A 19542-nucleotide genomic window follows, 5' to 3' on the forward strand; every position below is an offset into this window, starting at 1 on the left:
CCTTCGCAACCGGGCCGCTTTAGCTCAGCCGGTAGAGCACCTCATTCGTAATGAGGGGGTCGCGTGTTCGAGTCACGCAAGCGGCACCATTTTTACCCATACTGATCAAGACGTTAACCCCGCCAGGGGGAAGCGCGCGCTCTCGGCCCCTTTGCCGTGGAAGCATGGTGGAAGCAGCCTGAAAATAGGCTGCTATCCACAGGATTATGCCGCGAGAGCAGCCTCGCCCGTGTTCTGGAAAGTGGGACGGCTGAGGTAGGCCGCTATGTCCGAGCGGCGATAGCGGACCATTCTCCCGAACATGACAAACTTTGGCCCGCCCCCTTTTCGACGCCAATCTTCAAGGGTGCGATGCGACACGCCGAGAATGCGCGCAACCTGCTTGGTATTCAGGAGTATGGGGACCACGGCTTCGGCGTGGTTAGTTTCAACTTCAAACATGGGAAAATCCCATAGGGACGAATAGCGCGTCGTCGCACGGCTGGTTAAGTTTAGCCTCGCGTGGGCCTATCGGCCCCACCGCACGCAGGATCGGCGCGGCCTCGTTGCACTACTGTCCAAATATGGCGTCATTTCGATACGGACGGGTGACGAGGGTTGAGCCGATGGGAGGCTCAACCAAGCACCATTTCCTTGTGGAACATCAGCGCGTAACGCAGATTCGGACAGCGATTTAGAGGTTATGCGTAACAGGTGCGCGTAACAAGGGTGGCTTTGGTGCTTAGACGATTCCGTGGCCTGTTTGCGTCTGCCCCTCCAGAGAGCGCCGCGCCTTATTTAGCTACCTAGCGGGCGGCGCGGTGACCTTCTCGACCAATGCTTTCAAGGCTGGTGCGACGACGTAGTTTTCGGGGATCGCAAACGCATTTAGGAGTTTGTCATTGTAGTTTGCCGCCTTCACCACAGACTTGAGCTGCCTCCACAGCTCCTTTCCGACCACAGTCTCTGGCACCTGACCGGACCCGTCCCATAGCGCTGTTGCATCAGGGGAGCCTCCGTCGGGCCAAACCACCCGTGCAATCACTCGCCGTTTTTCTAGATATGTCTTCCTTGCACCGTTGATTTTCCCCGCTGCTGTAGCGCACCATCCTTGAGCTTCTTGAAGCGGCACGCGGTAAAGAGCCGCGAGATATTCCGGCTTGCAAAACTCCGCCTCGACATCGCACCCTTCCGATATCCAAAGCTCCACGCCTTGGGTCTTATAGAGGTCAAGCCAGCGGATGACCTCTTCGTCGGTCATGAAATCCCGGTCACGATGGATGAGCGCGTTCAAGCCAATCTTACCGTCTACCAACATCCCCCGAAGCAAGGTGTCCTTCGGCAGGTTGTCGACCCCAAAGCATCGGCAAACCGCAAGTTTGCGCGCCAAGTCCGGCCATTGCTTGAGAATCGCCCGAACCGCCTGATCGTCTTCATCTTCGACGAAAAACAGCGCGTGTTTGTCTAGCCCGCCCCATCCCATGAGTTGCCTGATCGCCCCATCGTCGTCAGTCTTAATCTTCCCATCGCTCATCCAAATGAGCTTGGTGCTAGGGCTGGCTGCGCGAGCAATGTGGGGGCTGTGAGTTGTCAGGATCACCTGCGTATCAAACTCCAGCGCTGCAGCTTCGAGCGTTTCGATAAGCCGCTCTTGCTTGTCGGGATGGAGGTGCGCGTCGGGCTCATCAATCAACATGATGCGCGGCCTGAAAAGTACAAGGTACGCGAAAATCTGAACCGCTTGTAGAACTCCGGTCGCAGCGCTTTCTAGCGAATGGTATCCGCCACCAATCCTCGAGTCTTCGTACGACGCAGATATGTTGAAATCTTCCCGTTCGTCGTACGCGATGCGCAGGGTTATTGTGGGATGAACGGATTGAACCAGTTGGTTGAGGCGAGCGAGGCGCTTTTGGCCCGCGCTGTTATCCTCGTTAGTTCTGTTAACACTTAGGCTGAGCAATATGTTTCTTAAGACACCGCCCGCGTCACCGGATGCGGCTTGGCGACGTAAAGAAGGTTGCGCGAGGATCGACTCTCGCTCCGAAAGACCCGCCAAGCCTGGGATGTAAGCAGTGATAAAAGTGCTTCTCTGCTTATAGGGCGAAACAATCCCACCCCCTTCGATGTGAGCAGTGATGCCGCCTTTATTACGTGCCGCCCATATGCTGACGCTTGCTATTGGACCAGATTGCTCCTCATTTACAGGACTATGATTGAAAAGAACGCGCGTTGGTCGTGTTGTGGCACTCGGTTTCAGCTCCGACTTGTAAGCTGTTTTCAGAGGTTCGCTTGATGGAATATAATCAATACGGTCAAAGGAAATCATTTCTTTGCCGTTCTTCGGCAAGACGTAGCTAACGCTCCTTGCTGCCCAATGTATCGCCTGCAAAACTGACGATTTACCTGAACCATTGGGACCAACCAAGATAGTTACTCGGCCAAGCGGGATGGTCGTTGCGTCTATAGCTTTGAAGTTCTCGATGGTGACCGAGTCTATCGAAGACCATTTCCTGGTGATGCGAGGCGTCTTCGAGCTGATGAACTGGCCCGTGTCGATCGGAGCATCTGCTAGAGGGGCCGCCGGGGCTTTCGGTAAATCATCGAAGATTGAAGGAGCGGCAGATTTTTTGGCATCAGTGGCGCTAGGTTCAGCGTCGAGTTCTGCAGTCTCAGCGGTCATCTAGGAGCCCCGTTGTTTCTCCCTACATGCCGAAGATTGCCACCTCCGGCTAGTTGTGAAGCACGTCAGGCAGATTGTGATGGCAACTGCCACCAACCAGCAGTAGCTTCACGAGGTGTCTGAGGGGGATCAATGACGTCGCGTATCGTCGAGTTTTTCGGATCGGCACCGCTGTCCGAACCAAGCGTGTTAAACGCGCAAAATCACTGGTGTCCGTTCGTCGACAGCGACTGCATCAAGAATCGGCGGCGATCTCTCGGAGCCTGCTCGTTGCAGGTGGGGCAATCAGAGCCGGTGATCATCTGCCCGAATCGCCTGTACGCAGATCGCTTCCACATTCTGAAAGAGATCGCTGACGAAGCCTTCGGCATCGATACTGAGTTATTGTCCGCTCTGGATGTGGAAGTCAGAAGGCGTGCAGGCGAACTGAATGGCCGGGAGATAACCGTCTTCGGGAAATATTTCGGCAAGGAGCTTGGTATTCCTACGCCTCCAGGCCTTGAAGAGGGGGAAGGAGCAGGCAGCTTCTATATCGATTTCATTTTGGTGAAGGCTGGCAGCGATAACGACCCTGAAGCCTTTGTATCGGTCGAGATACAGACGATCGACACCACGAACAGCTATGCTGACGCGGCTGCACGGTACGCCGCTGGCCAAGAATATCATGGCCCTTGGGGCGAAGACCTCACCAATGCCGGTTTGAACTGGGAAAATGTCTCCAAGCGAATCCTTCCCCAGCTGATTTATAAGGGACACGCCCTGCGCCGGGAGCCCATGTGCTTCAAGGGGCTTTTCTTCGTTGTTCCCCAAGCGGTTTATCAGAGGATCAAAAGGCGCGTTGGAGGACGATTGCTCGAATATCCGCAAGCAGCTGGGACCATCACCTTCAGGACTTATGACCTAGGCCCAATGGCCGAGAATGGGACTCGCGGTTTGGTGTTCGGGGAAACCTTTACGACCACCGTCGAGCAGATTGCGTTCGCGTTTGTCTCGCCGCAGAACCTTCCGGCGGCTGGAGTTTACGAGGAGGTCATCTCGCAGAACCTGAGGAAGATTGCCCGGAAGAAAACGCTGTAACTAAGCGTTCGCCAACTCGCGCTTAACAGCCTTAGCCTTTGATTTCGGCGTGCTCCGGATTTTGGACAGCAAGCCTTCCGCGATCGCTTTTCCGAGCACGGGAGGAACCGCATTTCCCACTTGAACAAACTGTTCGGTGCGAGAGCCCTTGAACTCGAACCAGTCCGGGAAACTTTGGAATCGAGCGGCTTCGCGCACGGTCAGGCTTCGCTCTTGAGCCGGATGAATATACGGCCCCCAGTGCACATCGCATTTAGTTAGAATGGTGGACGACAGCCCATCCCACCGCAGTCGGCCATAGCGCTTCGTGTGATCCGACCGCTTAGCCCTCTTCATACCCTCCGGAAGAAGCTCGAAAGGAATGTCTCTCCACGAACCGCCTTGTGGGATGTGTGACATCCGGGCTTGGTTGACGGCAGACAGCTTCGTCGCACTATGATTGGTCACAAGATTGGAGTCTCCACGCATCGCTGCTTGGAACGCCGACTGAGGGCTCTGGCTATAGGGTACGATGCCGCGATCCTCCCCGTTGACGAGCGCAGGTAGGTCGGAGATCGCATCTCGAACTGTCACAAACGGGGCCAAGCCTGGGCCGTGCGTCTTCGCGGGCCATGGGATGTCGGCACCCACGCGATTACCCACGAACACCAAGCGTCGGCGTTCCTGAGGAACACCGTACTCCTCAGCCTTCAAAATCTTGCTTTCGACCCGGTAGCCGAGGCTCTGAAGCCCCTCGACAATCGCTAGAACGGCACCGCCCTGACCAGCAGAAGTCATGCCCGTAACATTCTCTAAAACCACCCACTCTGGGGACACGCCTTCGACAATGCGAAGGTACTCGCGGTAGAGCGACGACCTTTCATCGTGCAATCCACGCTGGTGGTTATAGACCGAATAGCCTTGGCACGGCGGGCCTCCGACCAGCACCGTTAGCTCACCCTTTTTCAGATTGGCCGCTTCGAGAAACTGCGAGGCGCTCCAGTTCTGGATGGGGCCAGGCAGGAAAACAGCGTCATCGTGGGTCGCCGCGAATGTCTCTCCGGCGCGCGCGTCGAAGTCGTTGCCGACACGAACGTCGAAGCCAGCCTGTCGAAATCCTTCTGAAAGGCCGCCGGCACCGCAGAACAGATCAATCACGGTCAAGTTCGACGGCATAGCGGCCCTTATTTCATTCCCCAGCGCACCCGCACGCTAAAGAGAACATAACATGAACGAAGCGGGTTGAGAATCGTATTTGACGATGCCTGATCGCGAGTCCCGTGAAAAGCAGTCTTTGGGTCAGTCAATGACTACGGCTCGAACCGCCAAGCGTGTAAGCCCCACTCGAGAGGCCGACGGCGCTGTCGGCGCACGTCGATCTCATAGAATGGTGCCGCCGGGGGGAATCGAACCCACGACCTCAGCCTTACCAAGGATGCGCTCTACCACTGAGCTACGGCGGCAACGCGCGGCTATTAGCCGGTTCCTGTTGAGATTTGAAGCGATTATACCAGCTCATCGCGCTTATAGACGTGCAGGGTATCGAAGGAGCAGGGATCGTCGTGGCTGACCGGTATGACGTGGATTTAATCGACAACCACATTCGCGTTGTACATTCGGAGATCGGCGACGGGCCGTTTTTATCCCTCGGCCTTATGGCTTTAGAACAGATAGTTAGAGGGAAAGCGACAGGCGTGATTATGCCGGGAAAAACTCTGCTTCGTGAGCGCCTCAATCGTTACCGGACGGCCAGATGGCCTTCATTGGCGCCGAAAAAGGTCCCTCGGTACTGGTAAGGCACAGCTGTCGCATCTGCGCTGCGACATCGCGCTTAGCCTGCTGCGCCATGCCGGTGGGAGCTTTGACCCCAGCATCCAGAAGCAGAAGATTCATTTCGCGCGTGGTCATGAACAGCGCCGCAACCGTGAGAAGTACAACAGGCCAGCCGAGCCAGGTTTTTGCGCCAGGGCGAGGTTCTTTGCGTCTCACGGCGAGAGCGAGTCCAACCATCCCTACTGCAAACAGGATGAGCGTCCATCCCATTAAGGCTGTGGTGGGCCATCACTGGGCGCAGACAACGGTTTAGCCGATCCTGCATGTACCAGCCAAACCCTCGGCGGCAGGCTTGAGCCTTAATGACCACATCGTCAGACAGACGAAGCGTGAAGGGCGTCGCGCCCAGTTCCCGAGACGCCATGCTCCATCCCAGCATCTTCAGGATTTCGCTGGAGTGGTCCCAATGAGGCAGTCCGACTTCGGGAATGATCCGATGAGAGACCCGCTTAGCCTCTCGGAGGTTTTTCTTATCCGGAGACATCTTCGATCATGGAGAATGGAGCCTTATATCCTTCGCTTTGGAAGGAGGGCGCAACGCAGAGCATTGGTATACGTCACAGTAGATCGTCGCATAGTCCGCCAACGTCGGCGCGGCTCTGATCTGCTGGCGCTCGCGGCTCGGGTTTCCGCCTTTGTCGATTGAGACACGATGCTCTCGAGCGATCCTGCGCGCTTCATCGACCGGCATCGTGGGATAGCGACCAAGGACCAGCTTGCCCTGCTCCCCCTTCAGCGTCCGGTACTGGAGGATGAACGACCGCACTCCGGACGGGGTGATTCGCACCCCAAACCCACGAATCTCGGCATCCCACACCGTTTCGCCGGGGGCTGCTTGGTCGATCAGCGTTTTCGTTAGACGTTTGTGGCTCCTGTTGGACATATCCATACTCCTTATGGAGCCGGGATATTTGGGCCCTTCCGTGGAAGCAATATGGAAGCAGGAGGCCCCGTGGACAAACGGATCAACCCGTACTCCTCCGTGGTGCGATCACGTGATCTATCTGATTTTGTGGACGTTTCCGTATCTGCCCGTAGCCGATTGCGTTGAGCGGCCATTCTTCGTAATGAGGGGGTCGCGTGTTCGAGTCACGCAAGCGGCACCATCGTTTCCCGGCCTCAAATAGAAGAGTGTTCGCCCTGAACCTGGGTGCGAAGCCCAGTATCGGGTCGCTGCAGGCATATCGATTTCCGATCCGAACCGTAGTCTTCAGGCTTCCCTTCGGTCAGTTTTCAGTCCCTTGAAACGGCCTCATAAGGTATCCCGTTCACCTGAGGCGAGCTTGAGACTCCAGTATCGACTGGAACAGTCTTGGTTACTTTCGTTTCAGTTGCGAAAGATTCGCTCACAACCTCTCTCTCAAGTTGAATATTCACCTATTCGCGGTACGTAGGATTCCCGTATCGTCGAGCTTTGGCTTGACGCCCTTGTCATTTTCAGGCCTGACGCAGGTATTCTCGCACGCCCGAAGGCCAAGATGAACGACGCAGTCGACCCAGTAGACATCGCAATCGGCGCCCGCATTCGCGCCCGTCGCGAGGAACTCCGCATCACCCAGGCGCAGCTGGCCGCCGGCGCCGGCGTGACTTTCCAGCAAATTCAAAAGTATGAGCGGGGCGTCAACCGCGTCTCGGCCGCACGCCTGCTGCAGATCGCAGCGGTGCTGAAGTCCACGGGCGCGGCTCTGCTGGGCGAACTCGAGACGGCCGAGGGCGATGAACTGGCTCTGGCCGCGCCGGGCGTGGCGGAACTGTTGTCCGCCTTCCGCAGCATCCGGGACGCTGAAAAGCGCGACGCCCTCCTGGTCGTGGCCAAGGGCCTGCGCGACTGATCCGTCAGACCTGAGTCTGTCTCAACACCCGCTCCACCGGTTCGCCGCCCCGCGCGCCGGCCGAAGCATCGGCGAGCCAGGTCTGGACCGCGACGATCGCACGAAGATCGAGACCGTCCGAACGTCCGGCATCGGCGATGTTCTGACGCACGACCTCAAGCAGACAGGCGGCCTCCGCAGCGTTCACGGGCTGGTGGTTGAGCAGGCTGGTCTCCGCCTCGACCATCGGTCCGAGATCCAGGTCGGCCAGCAGATTGTCCTCGCTGCCCGAGAGTCCCGCTCCGCCGAGTTTGTCGGCCAGTCGGGTCGTGTCGAACCATGACCGGAAAAGCGGCATGAAGGTCTTCGGAGGTTGGGTATTCACGCTGTGATGTCCTTGTAGAATTCAGGCGATGCGCGACCTGGCGCTGAGGGATTGAGGTCTGGCGTAGGGGGCCGAGGTCGCTTCCCAGACGCCGATCAGACCGAGGATCATGATCTCCACCCAGACCACCATCCGCGTGGTCACGATCGACCAGGTGAGGACGTCGGAACCAAACAACGACGCGGCATGGGTGCCGAGCGCGAGAAGCTGAGCCCCGGCCGCGAACAGCAGCCACCAACGGTCGTAACGAAGGCTGAGCCGGACCAACCAGACCAGAAGGCTGAGGGAGACCAAGGCGACCGCCCATCGGAATTGACCGATGATGAGGTGATCGACCCAGCCGGAAACCAGTTGCACGACGAAGAGGCCTGCGGCCGCCTCGCGCTCGGGCCGGCCGCCCTTCCAGATGAGCAGCACGAGCGCCAGGATGGTCAGGGCCGTACCGAAAAACCAGAGCGGCGAAGGCATTCCGTCGGGACCGATCAGGCGGCCAGATGCAACACGCCGGACGACGCCGTCGACGACGCCTGAGGTATGCTCTTGTTCTCGCTCATGCCGTCCAAACGCCAACCGATCGCGTGGTTGTCAGCCACGGTTGACAGCCCCGCGTGGCCGGCGGCGACCGCCGCTCGAACCGTTGCGAGCCGGTTCAGACCGGTTACGATGTCCTCCAGCGCCGCCTGACCGACCTCGGCCGCCAGACGCGCCTCAAGCCGGCCCTCGAGCGCGGTCTGGATCAGCTTGCAGACCTCGATCATGGCCTGGTCGATCGCGTGTTCGGCGGTCCTGACCTGGCGAGCGACTTTCACCCCGACGTTCATGTTTCGCATTCTGCCGTCCTCCAAAAGGATCCCCGCGTCAGCGGGCCCATTCGGGAGCGATCCGGTCGAACAGGGAGGGAACCACCATGCCTGCCGTCACGATCCCGATGGCGAGCAAGAGGGCGACGGCGGCCCCCGCCACGATGACCGCCAGTCGTGCGCCGACGCCGCGAGGCGGAGCCGGCAAGGACCAAGCGGACCGAACGACCGGGCCGTCGTCGTCCGATTGTCCGGCCGACGCCGCATCAACAAGCCCGTCTTCCGCCGGTTCGGGAATGAGTATCGGCTCCCCTGAGTAGCCGTTACTCAGCCGCCGGGCCGCCAGTCTGCGGTCCGAGACCTTCAGTTTGACGTAGGCGCGATGCAGGTGATTGCCGACCGTGCGGGGGGAAATGCCCAATCGCGCAGCGATCTCCTTGTCCTCGAGGCCCAGGCCGGCCAGGCGAACGCACTCGATCTCTCTTGGCGACAGGCTTTCAGGCATTCACGCGCTCCCCGCCTCGTCATAGCGGATTTCACCGGCACGACCAGACACGGCGTGGTTCCTGCGAACCAAAGACGGGAAGATCACTTGAACATATAAGCATGTCTTTATATGTTTGCCGGGCTGACATTGACAGGAGCCTCTTTTGGCCGCTCGTTCTTCCTTCCTCTTCACCTCGGAAAGCGTCTCCGAGGGCCACCCCGACAAGGTCGCCGACCGTATCTCGGATACTGTCGTCGACGCCTTCCTGTCGAAGGATCCCGAGGCCCGCGTGGCCTGCGAGACCCTGGTCACGACCCAGCGGATCGTCCTGGCCGGCGAGGTCCGCGCGACCCAGCCGGGCAACACCAGGGAACAGAACGAGGCTTTCACCCAGTCCATCATCGACAGCCTGGAGCCTCTGGTCCGCGCCGCGGTCAAGGACATCGGCTACGAGCAGGACGGCTTCCACTGGGAAACGGCGGAATACGCCTGCCACCTGCACGCCCAGTCGGCCGACATCGCCGTCGGCGTCGACTCGACCAATGAAAAGGACGAGGGCGCGGGCGACCAGGGCATCATGTTCGGCTATGCGTCGAACGAGACGCCGGAGCTGATGCCGGCCACCCTCCAGTACAGCCACAACATCCTGAAACGCCTGGCCGACGTCCGCCATGCGGGCGGCTCGCAACTGGAGCCCGACGCCAAGAGCCAGGTGACGATCGAATACGAGGATGGCAAACCCAAGCGCGCCGCCTCCATCGTCCTGTCGACCCAGCACGCCAAGGGGCTGAGTTCGGAACAGGTCGCCGAGATCGTCAAACCCTATATCCTGGAAGTCCTGCCCGAGGGCTTCACCGACGAGAACACCGTCTGGCACATCAACCCGACCGGCATCTTCGAGATCGGCGGGCCGGACGGCGACGCCGGCGTGACCGGCCGCAAGATCATCGTCGACACCTACGGCGGCGCGGCGCCCCACGGCGGCGGCGCCTTCTCGGGCAAGGATCCGACCAAGGTGGACCGTTCGGCCGCCTACGCCTGCCGCTACCTGGCCAAGAACGTGGTCGCCGCCGGTCTGGCCGACCGCTGCACCATCCAGATCTCCTACGCCATCGGCGTGGCCAAGCCCCAGTCGATCCACGTCGATCTGCACGGCACCGGCAAGATTTCCGAGACCCTGCTGGAAGAGAAGCTGCTGGGCCTGATCGGCGGGGCGACCCCGCGCGCCATCCGTAGCCATCTGGGGCTGAACAAGCCCATCTACGCCCGCACCGCCGCCTACGGCCATTTCGGCCGCGAGCCGGACGCCGACGGCGGTTTCAGCTGGGAAAAGACCGATCTGGTCGAGCAGTTGAAGGCGCTGGCCTGATCGCTCAGGCGGCCTGATCGTCCAGGGTCAGGCCGCGAACGCCCGTCAGATTGGCGCCCGTAAGGTCCAGCTGACGGGTCTGGGCGCCGTGCAGGGTCGCCCGGCCGAGGTCCGCGCCGGTCATGACGGCCCGGCGCAGATCCGCGCCCGACAGGTCCGCCCCCCTCAGCACCGCCCCGGTCAGGTCCGCCGACAGCAACCGGTCGGCCGCGATCAGCAGGGGACCGAGTTGGGCGCCGCGCAGATCGGCGCCGTTCAGCTTGGCGTTCTTCAGGCGCGCGCCGCGCAGGTCGGCGCGATGGAGGTTGGCCGAACGCAGGTCGGCGTTCTCCAGATGCGCGCCCTGCAGCTGCACCCCCTCCATATCCAGCCCGTAGAAGATCGCGCCCTTGGCCGAGAGGGCGGTCAGGTTCAGGCCGGTGATCGACTTCAGCGGTCGCAGGTCCACGCCGTCGAACACCGAGGGCTGGCCCTCGCTTCCGCCCGTTTCGCACCAGCGGGCGTGTTCGCGCAGCATTTCGGCCGCCGGCATCCGGGCCACGGACTCGCCGACCGTGCTCTTGTCCGTCAGGGCGCCTTCCATATTGGCGCCGTCGGCGCACCACATGGTCATCTTGCAGCCCACCAGAATGGCGTCGCGCATGTCGGCGCCGGACAGATTGGCGCCCGAGAGGTCTGCGCCCGCCAGGTCGGCGCCGCGGAAATCGGCCTGTTTCAGGTTGGCGCGGACCATCTTGCAGTCCTTCATCACCGCGCCGGAGAAGTCGGCCTTGATGGCGATGACGCCCGACATCTTTGAGCGTTGCAGGTTGGCGCCGGCCAGACAGGCGCCCGTCGCCTCGGTCTCCTCGCGCTGGCGCGGCTCGATCACCTTGAAGCCCAGTTTGGCGTCGGCGGCGGCGATGGTGCCCTCGCGCAGGTCGGCCTCGAACAGGTCCGCGCCGGACAGGTCGGCCCCGCGCAGACAGGCGCCGCGCAGGTCGGCGCGACGCAGGCTGGCGTCGGCCAGGACGGCGTCCTGCATGTCCGCGCCGAAGAAGATGGCGTTGTCCAGCTTGGCCCCGGTCAGGTCGCAACCCTCAAGACAGGCGGCGGCGAAGTCGGCGTCGGCCAGGTTGCGCCCCTTCAGGCTCAGAAAGGAGATGTCGAGCCAGGCGAAGACCGCGCGGGCGCCGCCGGGGCGGGCCTGGAACAGACGGTCGTGCCGGGCGCAGACGAGGTCCAGCTCCGCCTGGGTGAGGCGCTTGCGTACAAGGGGGTCAGCAGCCTGGGCCATTCAGCCAGATTAACCGCAACCGGCTTAAGAAAGCCTTGCGCAACAGGTGGTTGTCACTCGGTCAGCAGGCCCTGTTCGCGAAGGGCGTCGGCCAGATCCCCCGCAGAGGTCCAAAGGCGGGTGTAGCCCGCCTCGCCCAGCCGCTTCAGTTCGGTCACCAGATCGGCCTTGGCCGCAGCGACGAACCGACCGTCAAAGCCCACGCCGTCCGTGCTGATCCGCACCATGGGCCGCCCCGTCTCCAACCGGTGCAGGAAGCCCTCGCACAGGGTCGCGCCCTCGTCGCACATCAGGCCGGTCTCGACCGTCAGACCCTTCGCGCGCAGACGTTCGGTGCCGCGCCCGGCGGCGAAGGGCGAGGGGTCCAGACAGGCGATGACGACCCGCTCCACCCCCGCCTCGGTCAGGAAATGGGCGCAGGACTGGCGGCCCGACGACCGGGCGCCGCAGGGCTCCAGCGTGACATAGACGGTCGCGCCTTCGATCTCGGCCCCGGCGGCCGGCACGGCCTGTTCCTCGGCATGGGGACGCCCGCCCGGGGCCGTGGCGGCCTGGGCGATGATCCGACCGTCCTTGACGATGACGCAGCCCACGGCCGGGTTCGGCCAGGTCTCGCCCATGCGGGCGGTGGCCAGATCGATGGCCTGGGCCATGAAGGCGCGGTCGGCGTCGGTCCAGCTCATGCGACGGTCGGCAGCTCTTCGGCGCGGGCGGCGTCGAGATAGCGGGCGGCGGTCGGCTTCAGATCGGCGTCCAGATCGATCTCCAGCGGATTGCCCGTCGGGATCTCCACGCCCACGATCTTGTCGTCCGGCACGGCGAACAGGAGTTTGACGATGGCCCGCAGGGAGTTGCCGTGGGCGGCGATCAGCACGTCCTCGCCCGCCTTCAGGCGCGGGGCGATCTCGGCGTTCCAATAGGGTTCGACCCGCTCCAGCGTGGTCTTCAGGCTTTCGGTGTCCGGGATGGGCTTGTCGGCGTAGCGGGGGTCGGCGTTGAAATCGAATTCGCCGCCCGGCGCCAGCGGGGGCGGCGGCACGTCATAGCTGCGGCGCCAGATCTTGACCTGATCCTCGCCGTGCTTCTCGGCCGTCTCGGCCTTGTTCAGCCCGGTCAGACCGCCGTAGTGGCGCTCGTTCAGGCGCCAGTCCTCGACCACCGGGATATCGGTCAGACCCGCCGACTGCAGGGCCAGGGCGCCGGTGCGCTTTGCGCGCGTCAGGACCGAGGTGAACATGACCGCAGGGGTGAACCCGGCCTCGGCGATCAGTTCGCCGCCGCGACGCGCCTGGGCCTCGCCTTCCGCCGTCAGATCGACATCGACCCAGCCGGTGAAACGGTTTTCAAGGTTCCACTGGCTCTGGCCATGGCGGAGCAGGATCAGGCGCGGCATTCGATCAGTCCTCGGCAAAACAGTCTGTCCGGGTAAGCCGCAGTCATGAGCCGGTCAAGGCTTGCGCGCCTCGCCGTGTTGCAACGCACAGCCCAGCCGACGCGCGCTCGGCTTGTGGCGGCCTGGGGCGGCCGCTAGGCTGTCGCCATGTCCGACCGTCTGTTCTTTCCCCTGGCCTTCGTCGCCATCGCCGTCCTGATCGCCCTGGCGGTGGTCTGGCCCTGACAGGTCGGAGGGCCGACAGGGCGGAACGGCGCGAGCCCCGCCCTGCCCCTCGGATCAGTACAGGATCTTGCGCAGGTTGATCCGGAACACTCGCCCCTGCGGGTCCAGGTAGTCGCGCTGATAATTGACCGGCGTCGCCCCGTCGCTGCTGGTGACGGACGTTCGGTCGTCGAAGATATTCTGCACCCCAAGACCGACACGTGATCCCTTCAGGAAGGGAAAACGTTCGACCCAGGCGGTGCGCTGGGTCAGATCGGCGAAGGCGAACAGGTTGACCGTCGTGCGGTCCGAGAAGTCCAGATCGGCCGAACCCGCGGTGTCGCCCTCGACCGTCGTGCCCGACCGCCAGTTGGCGTTGACGAAGGCGCCGAAGCCGTTCTTGAACAGGCCGGTCTGCACCTGGACCTCGTGACGCGACTGGCCGCCCGAGCCGGAGATGGAATCCCCGTCCAGCAGGTTCAGGGGCGCCAGGCCGTCGCGGATCACCACCTCGTCCTGGACGCGCCAGGTGTGCGTCAGGGAGAAGTTGAACATGCCCTGGCCGGGTTGCATGCCGGGGGCGGCGGAGCCGCGCAGCCGCCCGCCGCCAGGACCGCCCGGCCCGCCCGGCCCGCCGCCCATACGCATCGCCCCCCCGGGGGGCCGGCCGCCAGGGCCGCCCGGCCTCTGCCCCATCATGGCCGGATTGGGCTTGCCGAAGGGCTTGGAGAAGTTGAAGCCCCACTGGACGTCCTGCTGCTCGCGGCTGGCGAAGTTCAGCGGACGGGCGTCGATGGACTGAAGCGTGCCGTCGTCGGCGCGGGTGAACCGCTCCGGCAGGGCGGCTTCGAGGTCGGGGGTGATGGCCGGGAAGCCGGAAATCTCATCCTCGACCTCGGTGCGGGTATAGGCGAGATTCAGGCGCAGGTCGGTGGCCGAAAGCGGTTGCCAGTTGACGCCCAGTTTCAGGATTCGACGGTTCTCCGCCTTCAGGTTCGGATCGCCGCCGGTGATCTGGACGACCTGGACGGTCTGGCCGGTCGAATAGTCGAAGACGGCGGTGTTCGGCGTCGAGATGGTGGGATCGTTCAGTTGCTGGATCGTCGGCGCCTTGTCCTCGTCCGAATAGTTGGCCGACAGGGACAGTCGGGCGACCGGCGACCAGTTCAGACCACCGCCCAGCGTCGAGACGCCGCCGAAGTCCGACAGTTCCTGATAGGCCATGTTAATATTGGCCGACAGATCGCCGATCCTGGGCAGGACGCCGCGATCGACGCTGGAGATCGGAAGATCGAAATTGGCCTGCAGGCTGCCCAGGTCGCGCGACTGGGACCGGTCGGTCGTCACGCCCGAACGGACGCTTTCGGAATCCAGGGACTGATGTTCGCCTCCGACCTTGAAGGTCGTGGTGACGCCACCGGCCGGCAGTTCCCAGGCCGTGCCGTTCAGCACCAGTTCGGCTTCCGCCGACTGGGAGATCGAATTGGCGGTGTCGCGGGCGGACGTCGTCACCGCGCCGGTCAGGTCGCCGAACGGGTTCACGGTCGTGTCGCCCGCCGTGATCGCGGCCTGCAGGGCGGCGGCGCTGACGCCGCGCCCGGTGGTGGTGTCCGTCTCTGTGCGGCTGTATTCGCCCGTGGCGGTCCAGCGCCAGTCGCCGAGGTAGCCGTCGAACACCGTGCCCAGTTCCGCAGCCCGCGTATTGGTCTGGCGCTGCAGGGCGTCCGGCAGACCGACGTAGCGATACAGATCGGCCGCCGCCCCGCCGGGCGACCAGGGATTGCCGGCTGGCAGGCTCAGACTGAAGCCGGGCAGCCCCGAATAGCTGCGGCTGCTGCTGTCCTCCAGGCTGCCGCTCAGGGTCATGCCGACCTTGTCGTTCAGGTCGTGCTTGTAGGTCCCCGCGACCGACGCCTCGGCCGCGCGCGGCAGCAGGGTGCGATAGGCGTTCCGCTCGCCGTTGTCGCCCGCCGAGTCGACCCTGTTCGAGTCGGTGCGGTCGATATTGCGTTCGGTCTCGTACAGGGCGTTGCTGCTCTCGCCGTTGATGTCCAGCGACCAGCGGTCGGCCCCGGCGATCTTGAGAAGGTTGTTCTCGCTGGCCGTCGTCGTCCGGCCGCCCTGGTCCGACCGGCTGACGTTGACCGAGGCGGTCAGCGAGCGGAAGTCGGCCTTCAGCACGATGTTCACGACGCGCTGGTTGGCGCTGTAGCCGTAGGACAGGGCCGTCTCTTCCGGCAGGACGTCGAACCGCTCGATGGCCTCGGGCGGAATGCCGCGGATTTCACGGAAGCCGGAGATGCGACGGCCGTTGACCAGGAAGACCGGGGACCCGCCGCGCGCGCTGCGGGTCTGGGCCTCCAGCAGGGTCACCAGTTCGCCGATATTGGTCGCGCCGAAGGCCTGGATCTGGGCGGCGTCATACGAGACGATCGGTTCCTGTCCGCCCAGGGCCACGCCGCGCTTGGCGGCCGTCACCTCGATGTCGGGCAGGACCGTCGTCACCTCTTCCTGCTGCAAAGGCTGGATATCGGCGGCGCTGGCGGTCGGAGCGAGTGCGAGCAGCATGAGCGCGGTCGGAGTCATGAAAACCGTGTTCCAGAATGTAGATTTCAGGCCCTTTGGGCGTGAAAAACATGGCTGGAAAGCGGCGGAATTCATGACGTTTTGGAAAGCGTTGCATGCACCCCACACAGCCTGAACTTGTGCGACGGAAACGGATCGGCGGCGCGTTCAACAGGGTTGGACTCGGGTCTTGCACGTCCGATGACAGGGCGGGGCGGAACCTTGGTCCCGCCCCCTTCTGATCAGAATTCTTCCCAGCCGTCGTCGTTCGAACCGACCGTCATGTCGCGGCCGTTGGCGACCTTGACCACGCGCTGTTCCGCACGCGGGGCCGGGCGAGGGGACGGGCGGGGCGCAGAGCGCGCGGACGGGGCTGCGGGCGCGGCTGAGACCGGCTTTCCGCCCGAGACCTGGAAGAAGGACACCTGGGCCGACAGTTCGGCGGTCTCCTGGCGCAGGGCGTTGCTGGCCGCCGTCGCCTGTTCGACCATCGCAGCATTCTGCTGAGTGACCTGGTCCATCTGGTTGACGGCGACATTGATCTCGTGAAGGCCGGTCGCCTGCTCCTTGGCGGAGGCGGCGATCTCGACCACCAGATTGCTGATGTCGTTGACCTGGGACGCGATGGCCTGCAGGGCCGAACCGGCCTCGCTGACCAGGCGCACGCCGTTCTCGACCTCGGCGCCCGAACTGTTGATCAGGGTCTTGATCTCCTTGGCGGCCTCGGCCGAGCGCTGGGCCAGGGCCCGCACTTCAGAGGCGACCACCGCGAAGCCGCGTCCGCTCTCGCCGGCCCGCGCCGCCTCGACCCCGGCGTTCAGGGCCAGGAGGTTGGTCTGGAAGGCGATCTCGTCGATCACGCCGACGATCTGGCTGATCTGGCGTGAGCCGTCCTCGATCTTCTGCATGGCCTGGACGGCGTTCATCACGACCGCGCCCGAGGCCTCGGCGCTCTGGCGGGCGCCGCTGGTGACCGTGGCGGCCTGGGTGGCGCCCTCGGCGGTCTTGCGGACCGTGACCGTGATCTCGTCCAGGGCCGCGGCGGTTTCCTCCAGGCTGGCTGCCTGTTGTTCGGTGCGGCGCGACAGGTCGTCGGAGGCCTGGCTGATCTCGCCGGCGCCGGAGTCGATGCCGCGGACCGAGCCGAGCACGCCAGTGACCGTCTCTTCCAGACGGGAGATCGAACGGTTGAAATCGGTTTTCAGGACCTCGCTGCGCGCCGGGAAGGGCGCGTCGATGCGATAGACCAGATCGCCGTCCGCCAGGGCGGACAGCCCCTTGCCCAGGCTTTCGATCACGACCGCATTCTCGGCCGCTTCCTGCGCGGCGGCGGCTTCGCGGCGCCGACGCTCGACTTCCGACTCGTCGCGCATGGTTTCCGTTTCGAGCTCCAGCGCCTTGGCGCGCAGGCTGTTGTCGCGGAAGATCTGCATGGCCTGGGCCATGGCGCCGACCTCGTCCTTGCGGTCGGTGTCGGGGATGGCGACGTCCAGCTTGCCGTTGGCCATGACCGACATGGCGCCGGTCATGCGGCGGACGGGCGCGACCATCAGGATGGACAGTTGCACGCCCAGGAAGACGGCGGCGGCGACCAGGATCAGCCCTCCGACCGCCAGGGCGATGAAGGAGGCGGTGATCGCCGACGCCTGTTCGGCGTCGCGCACGTTCATCCGCTCGATCTCCATATCGCGGATTTCGGTGACGGCCTTGGTGATGTGGGTGACCCGCACCCGATCGCCGGAATCGATCACCACGCGGCGCGCGGCCTCGATACGCGAAGGGTCCAGCGCCGCCTCAGTCAGCGGCGTGCCGAACTCGGTGCGCCATGCGGCCGCGTCGGTCTTGGCCTTCTCAACCAGCGCCTGCTCTTCCGGCGTCAGGTTGGCGGCGCCCAGAGCGGCGACCGAGGCTTCGAACTGTTCCCAGCCCTTGCGGTAGACTTCGAGATAGTCGGCGTTTCCGGTCAACAGCACGCCGCGCATCTGTGAGTTCAGGCGAATGACGCCCTTCTCGGCCACATGGGTGTGGTCGATGATCGACTTGCTCTCGGCGTTCAGTTCGGCCGCGGTCTTCATCTCCGACAGCTGGAAAAAGACAGCCCCGATCATGGCGGCCGCTACGGTCAGCAGAAGGGCGAAGGCGATCGCCAGTTTCCGCTGCATCGGGATGTTCTTCGGGTTCATGCGATCATCTCGGCGGCTTTGGGGCGCAAGCCCGGAACGGCGGACCGTTTCGGGCGGATTTCAGGTCTAGAAGGCGGTTTGGACGCGGACGGTGGCGGTGTTGCCGCTGTCGTCGCCGACGAAGGTCCCGGTGCGGTTATCGACCGACCAGGCGCTCCAGTGGGTGGAGACGCGGGTGTTGTTCGTCGGATACCAGTTGACGCCCAACAGCCAGGTGTCGGCTTCCCCCCCGGTCGGGTTGTCGCTGTAGTCGGCGGTGTCATAGCGGCCGACGATTTCGACCGCGCCGTAACCATCGACGCCCAGCGGCTTCAGCACCTTGGGACGCGCCCAGGTGCCGGTACGGGGCGAAAGGGGCGGCTTCTCGCCGGTGATGAAGAAGCCCGCCGAAATGCTATAGCCGTCCTGGTCGAAGTCCCGCGCGGCGGTCTCCAGCACACGCCGGCCGCCTTCGGCCATCAGCCAGCCCGAGCGATGCACCCCGCCCAGCTCAAGCCCCAGGCCCTTGCTGCCCTTCGGATCGGCATAGGTTCCCGCCGAGAGACGCAGATTGTCGTTGCCGCGCGACGAGACCACCAGGCTGCGCGAACCCACCGATGCATTGGGCGTCAGATCCTCGATAAAGCCCCAGCCGCCGATGTGCAGGAAGCCGTCGTCGGTCTTGAAGGGCGACCAGTGGGTGCGGCCCATCAGGGTGACGGAGTCATTCGTCGTGCCGCTGCTGATCGCGTCGCCGGTCAATGACAACGAGGCGTGCCAGACGCTGCCGATCAGCTTGGAGGTCACGCCGACGCCGTAGGAGCCGCGCTCCGGCCCCACCGTCGAGATCGCCATGCTGCGCTCCAGGAACGGAACCACATCCTCGGCCGTGCCGCATTCGAAACAGCGGTCGTTCAGACGTTGGCCGACGGACACCTCGAGATCGCGGCCGCCCACTTTGCGGCTATAGGCGATGAAGGCGTTGGCGACGCTCATCGCGTTGTCGGCGATGTCGCCTTCGATCCAGTAGCTGAAGCCCCCGGGGGTCTTGCCCTGGGCGCCCAGGCGCAGGCCGCGCAGTTCGGTGGTGGTCAGGTTGCGGCCGTCGAAGTCCGAACCGAAGGTGTTGGACAGGTCGGCCGTGACGCGGATGCGCGGCTTGAAGGTGAAGCCGCCGTCCGGGCTGCGCAGTTCGGGAAGGCCGCTCGACCAGTCGACGCTGGAGGGCGCGCTGGCGGCCTGGACGACCGGGCGCGGCGCGGCGGCGGCGACCGGCGCCGGCGTTCCCGCGGCAGCGGGCGCGGCGGCGGCCGTCTGAGCCTGGACCTGCGACTGGGCCTCAAGTTGTTCGAGGCGCGCGGACAGGGCCTGCACCTGGGCGCGCAGGGCGGCGATTTCTTCCGCCGTCGGCGTTGACGACTGGGCGAAGGCGGAGGTGGCGAGCGCGGCGAGGCCGACACCCGCTGCGAGGGAGCGGTGAATAATCATGAATAACGCTCATAGGGTGCGACTGTTAAGGAAGGCCCAAATGGCTATAAGCAG

At 63.6% G+C, this 19542-nt stretch carries 18 protein-coding genes and 2 tRNA genes; 4 read left to right on the plus strand and 16 right to left on the minus strand.

Annotated features, from left to right (window positions below; translation table 11 throughout):
* The first annotated feature begins 13 nt into the window (after nt 1–13).
* Nucleotides 14–89 (plus strand) — tRNA-Thr (locus tag AC1RSI_RS05545).
* Between the two features lie 115 nt (nt 90–204).
* Here the strand turns inward: AC1RSI_RS05545 and AC1RSI_RS05550 are convergent.
* Together AC1RSI_RS05550 and AC1RSI_RS05555 are read right to left on the minus strand one after the other, a co-directional pair.
* Nucleotides 205–441 carry a helix-turn-helix transcriptional regulator gene (locus AC1RSI_RS05550; protein WP_447941610.1) on the minus strand — a complete coding sequence of 79 codons (237 nt, stop codon included), beginning with the start codon at nt 439–441 and terminating at the stop codon, nt 205–207.
* Nucleotides 442–781: 340 nt separating this feature from the next.
* On the minus strand, nt 782–2659 hold the full coding sequence (locus tag AC1RSI_RS05555; RefSeq protein WP_447941611.1) for an ATP-dependent nuclease: 1878 nt from the start codon (nt 2657–2659) through the stop codon (nt 782–784).
* A 132-nt stretch (nt 2660–2791) separates the two neighbouring features.
* Here AC1RSI_RS05555 and AC1RSI_RS05560 point away from each other — a divergent pair, with 132 nt between their 5' ends.
* Nucleotides 2792–3736 (plus strand): hypothetical protein, encoded by a 945-nt coding sequence (locus AC1RSI_RS05560; RefSeq protein WP_447941612.1) that lies wholly within the window; start codon nt 2792–2794, stop codon nt 3734–3736.
* Here AC1RSI_RS05560 and AC1RSI_RS05565 read toward each other — a convergent pair whose 3' ends face one another.
* The 4 genes from AC1RSI_RS05565 to AC1RSI_RS05580 all read right to left on the minus strand — a co-directional run bounded on the left by AC1RSI_RS05565 (nt 3737) and on the right by AC1RSI_RS05580 (nt 6437).
* Nucleotides 3737–4873, minus strand: a complete 1137-nt coding sequence (locus tag AC1RSI_RS05565) for a DNA cytosine methyltransferase (protein ID WP_447941613.1) — start codon at nt 4871–4873, stop codon at nt 3737–3739.
* A 230-nt stretch (nt 4874–5103) separates the two neighbouring features.
* Nucleotides 5104–5178, minus strand: a tRNA-Thr gene (locus AC1RSI_RS05570).
* 268 nt (nt 5179–5446) lie between these two features.
* On the minus strand, nt 5447–5623 hold the full coding sequence (locus AC1RSI_RS05575) for a hypothetical protein (RefSeq protein WP_447941614.1): 177 nt from the start codon (nt 5621–5623) through the stop codon (nt 5447–5449).
* 415 nt (nt 5624–6038) lie between these two features.
* Nucleotides 6039–6437 carry an Arm DNA-binding domain-containing protein gene (locus AC1RSI_RS05580; protein ID WP_492322664.1) on the minus strand — a complete coding sequence of 133 codons (399 nt, stop codon included), beginning with the start codon at nt 6435–6437 and terminating at the stop codon, nt 6039–6041.
* A gap of 589 nt (nt 6438–7026) precedes the next feature.
* On the opposite strand from AC1RSI_RS05580, the gene AC1RSI_RS05585 reads away from it, so the two are divergent.
* A complete protein-coding gene (locus AC1RSI_RS05585) occupies nt 7027–7380 on the plus strand; it encodes a helix-turn-helix domain-containing protein (protein WP_008262454.1) in 354 nt (117 codons plus the stop codon).
* Nucleotides 7381–7384: 4 nt separating this feature from the next.
* On the opposite strand, the gene AC1RSI_RS05590 is transcribed toward AC1RSI_RS05585, so the two are convergent.
* The 4 genes from AC1RSI_RS05590 to AC1RSI_RS05605 are packed head-to-tail and all read right to left on the minus strand — an operon-like array spanning nt 7385 to nt 9049.
* A complete protein-coding gene (locus AC1RSI_RS05590; RefSeq protein ID WP_035307932.1) occupies nt 7385–7744 on the minus strand; it encodes a hypothetical protein in 360 nt (119 codons plus the stop codon).
* A gap of 21 nt (nt 7745–7765) precedes the next feature.
* A complete protein-coding gene (locus AC1RSI_RS05595; protein ID WP_154726809.1) occupies nt 7766–8212 on the minus strand; it encodes a hypothetical protein in 447 nt (148 codons plus the stop codon).
* 14 nt (nt 8213–8226) lie between these two features.
* A complete protein-coding gene (locus tag AC1RSI_RS05600; RefSeq protein WP_447941616.1) occupies nt 8227–8565 on the minus strand; it encodes a hypothetical protein in 339 nt (112 codons plus the stop codon).
* A 37-nt stretch (nt 8566–8602) separates the two neighbouring features.
* Nucleotides 8603–9049, minus strand: a complete 447-nt coding sequence (locus AC1RSI_RS05605) for a helix-turn-helix domain-containing protein (protein WP_154726807.1) — start codon at nt 9047–9049, stop codon at nt 8603–8605.
* 145 nt (nt 9050–9194) lie between these two features.
* Here AC1RSI_RS05605 and metK point away from each other — a divergent pair, with 145 nt between their 5' ends.
* Nucleotides 9195–10400 (plus strand): methionine adenosyltransferase, encoded by a 1206-nt coding sequence (gene metK, locus AC1RSI_RS05610; protein WP_154726806.1) that lies wholly within the window; start codon nt 9195–9197, stop codon nt 10398–10400.
* 4 nt (nt 10401–10404) lie between these two features.
* Here the strand turns inward: metK and AC1RSI_RS05615 are convergent, their stop codons facing one another.
* From AC1RSI_RS05615 to AC1RSI_RS05640, 6 genes are all read right to left on the minus strand, one after another.
* Nucleotides 10405–11676 (minus strand): pentapeptide repeat-containing protein, encoded by a 1272-nt coding sequence (locus AC1RSI_RS05615; RefSeq protein ID WP_154726805.1) that lies wholly within the window; start codon nt 11674–11676, stop codon nt 10405–10407.
* A 53-nt stretch (nt 11677–11729) separates the two neighbouring features.
* Nucleotides 11730–12359: a bifunctional diaminohydroxyphosphoribosylaminopyrimidine deaminase/5-amino-6-(5-phosphoribosylamino)uracil reductase RibD gene (locus tag AC1RSI_RS05620; RefSeq protein WP_035307921.1), complete on the minus strand. Its 630-nt coding sequence runs from the start codon at nt 12357–12359 to the stop codon at nt 11730–11732.
* Complete coding sequence (gene gpmA / locus AC1RSI_RS05625) at nt 12356–13069, minus strand: 2,3-diphosphoglycerate-dependent phosphoglycerate mutase (protein WP_154726804.1); 714 nt, start codon at nt 13067–13069, stop codon at nt 12356–12358. Before gpmA ends, AC1RSI_RS05620 begins: the two co-directional genes overlap by 4 nt.
* 279 nt (nt 13070–13348) lie before the next feature.
* The gene (locus AC1RSI_RS05630; RefSeq protein WP_447941617.1) at nt 13349–15841 is read right to left on the minus strand and encodes a TonB-dependent receptor plug domain-containing protein; all 2493 of its coding nucleotides are present in this window, start codon (nt 15839–15841) and stop codon (nt 13349–13351) included.
* Between the two features lie 239 nt (nt 15842–16080).
* Nucleotides 16081–18021 (minus strand): methyl-accepting chemotaxis protein, encoded by a 1941-nt coding sequence (locus tag AC1RSI_RS05635; protein WP_154726933.1) that lies wholly within the window; start codon nt 18019–18021, stop codon nt 16081–16083.
* Nucleotides 18022–18087: 66 nt separating this feature from the next.
* Nucleotides 18088–19488 (minus strand): OprO/OprP family phosphate-selective porin, encoded by a 1401-nt coding sequence (locus AC1RSI_RS05640; RefSeq protein ID WP_154726932.1) that lies wholly within the window; start codon nt 19486–19488, stop codon nt 18088–18090.
* Between the last annotated feature and the right edge of the window lie 54 nt (nt 19489–19542).

It is taken from the genome of Brevundimonas sp. GW821-FHT10E09, assembly GCF_058809375.1.

Coding starts and splice junctions, on each gene's coding strand:
- AC1RSI_RS05575 (WP_447941614.1), bottom strand. CDS start 5,623: ATGACCACGCGCGAAATGAATCTTCTGCTTCTGGATGCTGGGGTCAAA.
- AC1RSI_RS05605 (WP_154726807.1), bottom strand. CDS start 9,049: ATGCCTGAAAGCCTGTCGCCAAGAGAGATCGAGTGCGTTCGCCTGGCC.
- gpmA (WP_154726804.1), bottom strand. CDS start 13,069: ATGCCGCGCCTGATCCTGCTCCGCCATGGCCAGAGCCAGTGGAACCTT.
- AC1RSI_RS05620 (WP_035307921.1), bottom strand. CDS start 12,359: ATGAGCTGGACCGACGCCGACCGCGCCTTCATGGCCCAGGCCATCGAT.
- AC1RSI_RS05560 (WP_447941612.1), top strand. CDS start 2,792: ATGACGTCGCGTATCGTCGAGTTTTTCGGATCGGCACCGCTGTCCGAA.
- AC1RSI_RS05600 (WP_447941616.1), bottom strand. CDS start 8,565: ATGAACGTCGGGGTGAAAGTCGCTCGCCAGGTCAGGACCGCCGAACAC.
- AC1RSI_RS05555 (WP_447941611.1), bottom strand. CDS start 2,659: ATGACCGCTGAGACTGCAGAACTCGACGCTGAACCTAGCGCCACTGAT.
- AC1RSI_RS05615 (WP_154726805.1), bottom strand. CDS start 11,676: ATGGCCCAGGCTGCTGACCCCCTTGTACGCAAGCGCCTCACCCAGGCG.
- AC1RSI_RS05580 (WP_492322664.1), bottom strand. CDS start 6,437: ATGGATATGTCCAACAGGAGCCACAAACGTCTAACGAAAACGCTGATC.
- AC1RSI_RS05585 (WP_008262454.1), top strand. CDS start 7,027: ATGAACGACGCAGTCGACCCAGTAGACATCGCAATCGGCGCCCGCATT.
- AC1RSI_RS05640 (WP_154726932.1), bottom strand. CDS start 19,488: ATGATTATTCACCGCTCCCTCGCAGCGGGTGTCGGCCTCGCCGCGCTC.
- AC1RSI_RS05635 (WP_154726933.1), bottom strand. CDS start 18,021: ATGAACCCGAAGAACATCCCGATGCAGCGGAAACTGGCGATCGCCTTC.
- AC1RSI_RS05550 (WP_447941610.1), bottom strand. CDS start 441: ATGTTTGAAGTTGAAACTAACCACGCCGAAGCCGTGGTCCCCATACTC.
- AC1RSI_RS05630 (WP_447941617.1), bottom strand. CDS start 15,841: ATGCTGCTCGCACTCGCTCCGACCGCCAGCGCCGCCGATATCCAGCCT.
- AC1RSI_RS05595 (WP_154726809.1), bottom strand. CDS start 8,212: ATGCCTTCGCCGCTCTGGTTTTTCGGTACGGCCCTGACCATCCTGGCG.